The sequence below is a fragment of the Frankia nepalensis genome (assembly GCF_016786325.1).
GTDB lineage: Bacteria > Actinomycetota > Actinomycetes > Frankiales > Frankiaceae > Pseudofrankia > Pseudofrankia nepalensis.
Genome location: NZ_JADWYU010000180.1, coordinates 21,360 through 28,372 on the forward strand (window position 1 = coordinate 21,360; position 7,013 = coordinate 28,372).

5 protein-coding genes are annotated in these 7,013 nt (G+C 73.7%); 1 reads left to right on the forward strand and 4 read right to left on the reverse strand.

The window, feature by feature from the left end; genetic code table 11:
* Positions 1–259: 259 nt before the first annotated feature.
* Positions 260–1,387, reverse strand: a complete 1,128-nt coding sequence (locus I6A81_RS27380; RefSeq protein ID WP_203003938.1) for an MFS transporter — start codon at positions 1,385–1,387, stop codon at positions 260–262.
* Between the two features lie 336 nt (positions 1,388–1,723).
* Here I6A81_RS27380 and I6A81_RS27385 point away from each other — a divergent pair, with 336 nt between their 5' ends.
* The gene (locus tag I6A81_RS27385) at positions 1,724–2,305 is read left to right on the forward strand and encodes a hypothetical protein (protein WP_203003937.1); all 582 of its coding nucleotides are present in this window, start codon (positions 1,724–1,726) and stop codon (positions 2,303–2,305) included.
* Positions 2,306–2,341: 36 nt separating this feature from the next.
* Here I6A81_RS27385 and I6A81_RS27390 read toward each other — a convergent pair whose 3' ends face one another.
* From I6A81_RS27390 to I6A81_RS27400, 3 genes are all read right to left on the reverse strand, one after another.
* Positions 2,342–3,409 (reverse strand): GlxA family transcriptional regulator, encoded by a 1,068-nt coding sequence (locus I6A81_RS27390; protein WP_203003935.1) that lies wholly within the window; start codon positions 3,407–3,409, stop codon positions 2,342–2,344.
* Positions 3,410–3,572: 163 nt separating this feature from the next.
* The gene (locus I6A81_RS27395; protein WP_203003933.1) at positions 3,573–5,432 is read right to left on the reverse strand and encodes a matrixin family metalloprotease; all 1,860 of its coding nucleotides are present in this window, start codon (positions 5,430–5,432) and stop codon (positions 3,573–3,575) included.
* A gap of 836 nt (positions 5,433–6,268) precedes the next feature.
* On the reverse strand, positions 6,269–7,013 hold a 745-nt coding region (locus tag I6A81_RS27400), incomplete at its 5' end, for a WD40 repeat domain-containing protein (protein ID WP_203003932.1).

A 7,013-nucleotide genomic window follows, 5' to 3' on the forward strand; every position in this document is an offset into this window, starting at 1 on the left:
CGGCTGGGTGGCGGCCCCAGCCGGGGGAACCGCGACGCTTCCCGTGGATCATGTTCCGCCGCGCGACCCCGGCGAGATCCACGGAAAGCACCCTGAGAGGTGAGTCTGGTGCCGTCGCGCAGTCGCCTTTCTTGTCAGACATCGGAGCGCGAAACGCCGTCTGTTGGATGCTCGGACGTCTGACAAGAAGGCCCCTGACGTCTGACGGGATAACTGCCGCGACCCACCGGCACGCATGCCCCTGTCGCCGGAAACGGCGCTAGGGATTTCCGCCTTGACGGCGGCGGAGTGTCGCGGCCAGGGCCAGTAGCAGGTAGGGCACGGCGACGAGGGTGAACAGCCAGCTGGGGGCGAGCCAGAGCGAGCCGGTGGCGTAGGCGGCGAACGTGGCGACCGCTACGGCCTCCATGCCGGTGCCGGCCATCGACGACACGGTCGCGCGGGTCGCGTCGTCGAGTTGGTCCTGCAGCGCGGCGTCGGCGCGTGCCAGCGCCCAGTAGAAGACGCCGAACGCGGCGCCTACCGCGACGACGCCGACGGGGTGGCCGCTGGCGGCTCCGACTCCCAGGAGCAGCGCGGCGGCGGCCAGCGCCGGGGTGAGCAGCCCGCCGCCCCGGCCCGTCAGCAGGCCCCCCACCGCCCCGCCCGCGTAGACGACCATCACCAGCAGCGGGACGGCGGCTGGCGGCGCGCCGGTGCCTTGGGCCAGCAGCGGAATGTACTCGTCGAGCGCCGCGACCGCGGTCAGCGCGGCGAGCAGTCCCAGCGCGCGGCGGACCGGCGCCGAGCGGCGCACGACCCCGACCGCGGCCCGCAGCACGTCGAACGCTCGTAGCTCGTCGGCGTCATCGGGGGATGGTTCCGAGTCCTCGCCGTCGGCGTCGCGGCCGGAGGAGTCGGGTAGCAGCAGGCCGGCGGCGGCGCAGCCGAGCAGCGCGGCGACGCTGGCCGCGGCGACGGCGCGGTAGCCGCCGGCAGCCATCAGCGGGGCCGCGAGCGCGGCGGCCGCCAGCGTCGCGAGCCCGTCGATGGCCTGGTAGCGGCCGATCAGACGCGGATAGGAATCGGTGGCACCCATCCGCCTGAGCTCGGTGTAGACGAGGGCCTGCAGCGCTCCCGACCGCAGCGCGTTGCCGGCGCCGAGCAGCACGAACCCGGCGGCGAACACCCAGAACGACCCGAAGGCGACCCATAGCGCGTAGCCCGCGGCCTCCAGCAGCGGCGAGAGGACGACGAGGCGACGGCGGGACACGAGATCCGCCCACACCCCGGACGGGATCTCCAGCAGGAACGTCGTGACGGACCACAGCGCGAACAGCGCGGAGATCCCCGCCGGCGACACCCCGCTGTCCGCGAACAGCAGCGCGTACACCGGATAGAACGGCACAAGATCCTGCAGCAGGCCGTATGCGTACAGCCGCCGGGCCAGTCGGCGTTCAGGCGTTGCCCGCCGCTGGCGGGCCGGTGTGGATCAATGTCGCCAGGTCATGGGGGAACCGTACCGCGATCGTCGGCCACCGCCCAGCGAGATTCGCCCGGCGTCGGCGGTGGCCAGAATCCGGCGACATCTGGCGTTTCGGCCACTGCTCGGGGCGCGCCCGTCTCGTTAGCGTCGAGAACGCGGCTTCGCGGGGCGGGACGGGCTCCCGCCGGCCCAGGCCGGTCCCGGGCCGGCGGGCGGGACGCGATCCGCGCCTCGACGACCCGAAGGTGACCCACTGCCGTGACCAAGATCCTGCTCAGCCTGCACGTCCTCGCCGCGATCCTGACGGTCGGGCCGGTGGCGGTGGCCGCCAGCATGTTCCCCCGCTACCTGCGGCTGGCCGCCGCGGACCCGGCGGACGGGGCGGCGCTGGCCACGGCGCGCACGCTGTACCGGGTGTGCCGGGTCTACGCGCTGGTCGGGATCGCGGTGCCGTTCTTCGGGCTCGCGACCGCCGGGCCGATGCACGTGTTCGGCGACGCCTGGGTGATCGCCTCGATCGTGCTCACCGCCGCCGCGGCCGGCCTGCTCGCCGGCGTGATCCTGCCCCGGCAGCGCCGCGCTCTCGCCGACTGCCTTCCCGACGCGGACGCGGTTCCCGCGGACGTCGCCGCCGAGGCCGAGGTCGAGCGCGCGGGCACGTCCGCAGGCTCGGCCGGATCGGTCGTCGTCGCCGCGCCCGTGCCTTCCGTCGCCAGCGGCCGGCCGGACGTCTCCCGGCTGGCCGCCCGACTGGCGATGACCACCGGGATCTTCAACCTGCTGTGGGCCGTCGTCGTCGTGCTGATGATCGTCCGTCCCGGCTCGACGACCGGCGCCTGAAGGTCAGAAGACGGCGCACCGGGTGCCACGGCGGCCTCAGGCCGCGCGGGCGGGCGGCGGAGTGGCGCGAAAGGCGCGGCGGTAGGACTGCGGGCTGGTACCGACCAGGCGGCGGAACCGGTCGCGGAACGTCGACGGCGAGGCGAAGCCGACCTGGGAGGCGACCCACTCGACGGGACAGTCGGTGGACTCGAGCAGCTGCTGCGCGCGGCGCAGGCGGGCGACGGCGAGCCACTGGGCCGGGGTGGTACCGGTCTGCTCCCGGAACCGGCGCGACAACGTCCGCGTCGACAGGGCGGCCTGGCGGGCGATGTCGTCGAGCGTGAGCTCGGTGCGCAGGTTGTCGGCGAGCCAACGCAGCAGCGGCTCCAGGGACACGCCGCCCGGCGTCGGCGGCTCGTGCGCGATGAACTGGGCCTGCCCGCCGGCGCGCTCCAGGGGCATCACCGACAGCCGGGCCGCGTCGGCGGCGACCGCCGCCCCGTGGTCGGCGCGGACCAGGTGCAGGCACAGGTCCAGCCCGGCGGCGGCGCCGGCGGAGGTCAGGATCCGGCCGTCGTTGTCGACGAACAGCACGTCGGGGTCGACGTCGACGGCCGGGTGACGGGCGGCGAGCTCGGCGGTGCCCAGCCAGTGGGTCGTGGCCCGCAGCCCGTCGAGCAGTCCCGCAGCCGCGAGCAGGAACGCCCCCGAGCAGACCGACGCGACGCGCGACCCGCGCCGGGCGGCGGCGCGCAGCGCGTCGAGGACGGCCGGGTCGAGCGGCGCGGCCGGGTCGCCGGTGCCGGGGACGACCACCGTGTCTGCCTCGGCCAGGGTCTCCAGCCCGTGGCGGGCGCGCAGGGTGAACGTGCCCGCGTCGACGTCGGCGCCCGGCCGGGCCGCGCAGACGGCGACCCGGTAGGCGGGCCGCCCGTCGGCGAGCCGGGCCCGGCCGAACACCTCCACCGGGACCGCCAGGTCGAACGGCACGACCCCGTCCACAGCCAGCACGGCGACCAGTGGCTGCCCGCCTGGCTCAGGCACCACCGGCTCGATCCGCGGCAGGCCGCCCGCCGGCTCCGGCCCTCGTCGACCCGTCCACTCTGACAGCTCCAACGTCATGGCCAGAATCTAGCGGCCACCGACTTCCCGCCACCGATCATCGCGTCGGCGGAGCAGCGCTGGCGGCCCCGGACCAGGCACGGCCGGCATGCGGGGAAGGGGGAGCCGGAGGGCTCCCCCTTCCGTCGTTCACCGACGTCGCCGGGCCGAGCCTGCCTCGGCCTCAGAACCAGCCGTTGCTGGGCGCGGACTGCCAGAGGTGCCACAGCCCACCGTCGAGGCCGCGGGTGAACACCTCCATCCGGCCGTCCGCGTTGGAGCCGACCACCGGGTCCGTGATGCCGCCGCCGAGGGACTCCCAGCCACTCCAACCGCTGCTGGGCGCGACCTGCCAGATGTGCCACAGCGCGCCGTCCAGACCCCGTACGAAGACCTCCATCCGGCCGTCCGCGTTGTGCCCGACGACCGGCTCGGCAATGCCGCCGCCCAACGACGCCCAGCCGCTCCAGCCGTTGCTCGGGGCGGTCTGCCAGATGTGCCACAACCCGCCGTCCAGACCGCGCGCGAACACCTCCAGACGGCCGTCGGCGTTGGACGCGACGACGGGGTCGGTCATGTCGCCGCCGAGGGACGCCCAGCCGCTCCAACCGTTGCTGGGCGCGGTCTGCCAGATGTGCCACAGCGCGCCGTCCAGACCCCGTACGAAGACCTCCATCCGGCCGTCGGCGTTGCGGCCCACCGTGTGGGGGCCGACGATGCCGCCGCCGAGGGACTCCCAGCCGCTCCAGGCGCCGTTCGGGGCGGTCTGCCAGATGTGCCACAGCGCGCCGTCCAGACCCCGTACGAAGACCTCCATCCGGCCGTCCGCGTTGGACGCGGCGACCGGATTGGTCAGGCCGCCGCCGAGGGACTCCCAGCCGCTCCAGGCGCCGTTCGGGGCGGTCTGCCACTTGTGCCACAGCGCGCCGTCGAGGCCGCGCGCGAACACCTCCAGCCGGCCGTCGGCGTTGCGCCCGACGCAGGGGGCGCCCTGAATGCCGCCGCCGAGGGACTCCCAGCCGCTCCAGCCGTTGCTGGGCGCGGTCTGCCAGATGTGCCACAGCGCGCCGTCGAGGCCGCGCGCGAACACCTCCAGCCGGCCGTCGGCGTTGGACGCGACGACGGGATGGGTGAGCCCGCCGCCCAGCGACGCCCAACGGGGGCGGGCGCCGTAGATGGAACGAACTCCGGCGATGTCGTCCTCGGTCAGTTCACGGCGCGGGCCGCCGTAGAAGGCGAACATGACCGCCGAGTTCTCGGCCGAGTGGTCCAGCCCGATGCCGTGGCCGAACTCGTGCAGGGCGACGGTCGGCAGATCGGTGCCGGTGGGAGGCAGGTTCACCGACCAGGTCTCGGCCTCGTCGAAGTGGCAGTCACCGGCCAGGGAACCCCCGGACGGCGGCGGGTAGTAGCAGTGCGCCAGGACGCCGCCCATCCCGTCGAAGGAGTTGCCCGTGCCGTCCCCGTGGTCGCCGCTGAAGAAGCCGATCTGCATGTCACCGCCGGCGGCGTTCTCGACGAACGAGAGCGGACTGACGGCGGACCAGCGGTCGAACGCGCCGCGCACGGCCGCGTTCACCTCGGCCGCGGTCAGGTCCGGAGTCGTGTTCGACAGGGAGTAGCTGACGGTGAGACTTGCCCACCGGCTGCCCTGCGCGACGAAGGTCGCCGCGCTACCGTCTCCGTCGGCCGACGCGATGTCCGGGAAGCCGCAGCGGGGCCTGCTCATCAGTTCCAGGGTCGCGTCGTCGACGTTTCCGGTCGCTTCGAGGCCGTGTTTCTTCTGAAACAGGGTCACCGCGGTCCTGAGCTGCTCGTCGTACACCTGGGGGTTGGGCAGCTCAAACGCCATCGCCGAGCGCCACCACGGATAGCGGCTGGCCAGGTCGGGGTTGGGGAAGTACCCGAACCGCTGCAGGTACCGGTACACCTGCTCGACGCGGTCGCCGGCGTCGCCCGGCGCGACGGCGCTCTGCGGCGCGACGTGTGCCCGCTCCGGCGCCATCATCGCGGCGGTGCCTGACGGTCCTCGGTGTTTGGTCATCGTTCTTGTTCCCTCTCCTGTTGCCCCGGTGCGGCGTCGTCTCGTTGACCGCACGGCGGCTTGGTCGGACCACGCAGGGGAACCTAGTGAGCAAAAAGAACAGTGGAGAATTCACCACGCACCGCCCTGGAGGACCTGGCCACCGAGGACGCCGCCCGCCGCGACAGGCGAGGGTGAGGAGAGCGGAGGTGTATCCCCAGGTACGTGTGCCTACTTGGTATGGGGCGCGGGAATGACGGGTCGCCTTTCCCGCGCAACGCTACGGCGCCGGGGAGGGGACGGCAACCGCGACGGCATGGCATCCGGCACCCGCCGAAAAGCCGGGTGTTCGACCGTCCATGACCGTCGGCCAGACGCGTCGCAGAGGCGGGGATCGCCGAGATAAGGCCACAATGGGCCACGGAATGTTCGTGGAGCCCCAATGTTCCCGCTTCCACCCGCCCGCCCCCTTCGGCTCTGCCGCGGTAAATGTGCAAACCTCGCCTCCGGCGCCCGTGATCGCGCCCGGTCGAACACGCGAGGCCGTCGGCGGGGCGCTGGGAGACCGTTCCGGTGCCGCCGCGCGCCGGTGTTCGCCGCGGCAGCATCCCGCTGGGCCGCCGCCGGGTGGAAATCCGACAGGTCGACCTCGAAGCGGAACGGCCGCTACCGCTGTCCGCCGCGCCGCCGGCCTTCACGCCAACCGCTCCGTTCCTACCAGGACCCCGGCCTCCGGAGGTCGCGCCGCCGCGGGGTGGGCAGGCGGTTGACGCCCCTGTGGACATACGGCGCCTGTCCACTGGTGGCGATCAGGACGAACAGGACCCGGTCGCGTGGCCGGCCGGACGCGAGCGCGGTCAGCGCAGCCGCCACAGTCGTACTGTCCAGTCGTAGCTGCCGGTGGCCAGGGTGCGCCCGTCCGGGGAGAACGCCACCGACCGCACGCCGTTGGCGTGGCCGGTCAGCGGCTGGCCCAGCGCTGTGGGATGGGTCCGGTCGGCCACGTCCCACAGCCGCACCCTGCGGTCGTCGCTGCCGGTGGCCAGGGTGCGCCCGTCAGGGGAGAACACCACCGAATTCACGACGTTGGTGTGGCTGGTCAGTGGCCTGCCCAGCAGGGCGGGGCGGGTCCGGTCGGCCACGTCCCACAGCCGCACCGTGTGGTCGCCGCTGCCGGTGGCCAGGGTCCGCCCATCAGGGGAGAACGCCACCGACACCACCCAGTTGGCGTGGCCGGTCAACCGCTTGCCCAGCGCTGTGGGGCGGGTCCGGTCGGCCACGTCCCACAGCCGCGCCGTGTGGTCGTCGCTGCCGGTGGCCAGGGTGCGCCCATCCGGGGAGAACACCACCGACACCACGGCGCCGGCGTGGCTGGTCAGTGGCCTGCCCAGCAGGGCGGGGCGGGTCCGGTCGGCCACGTCCCACAGCCGCACCGTGGTATCCCAGCTGCCGGTGGCCAGGGTGCGCCCGTCCGGGGAGAACGCCACCGACCGCACGCCCTCGGTGTGGCCAGTCAGCGGCTGGGCCAGCAGGGCGGGGCGGGTCCGGTCGGCCACGTCCCACAGCCGCACCGTGGTATCCCAGCTGCCGGTGGCCAGGGTG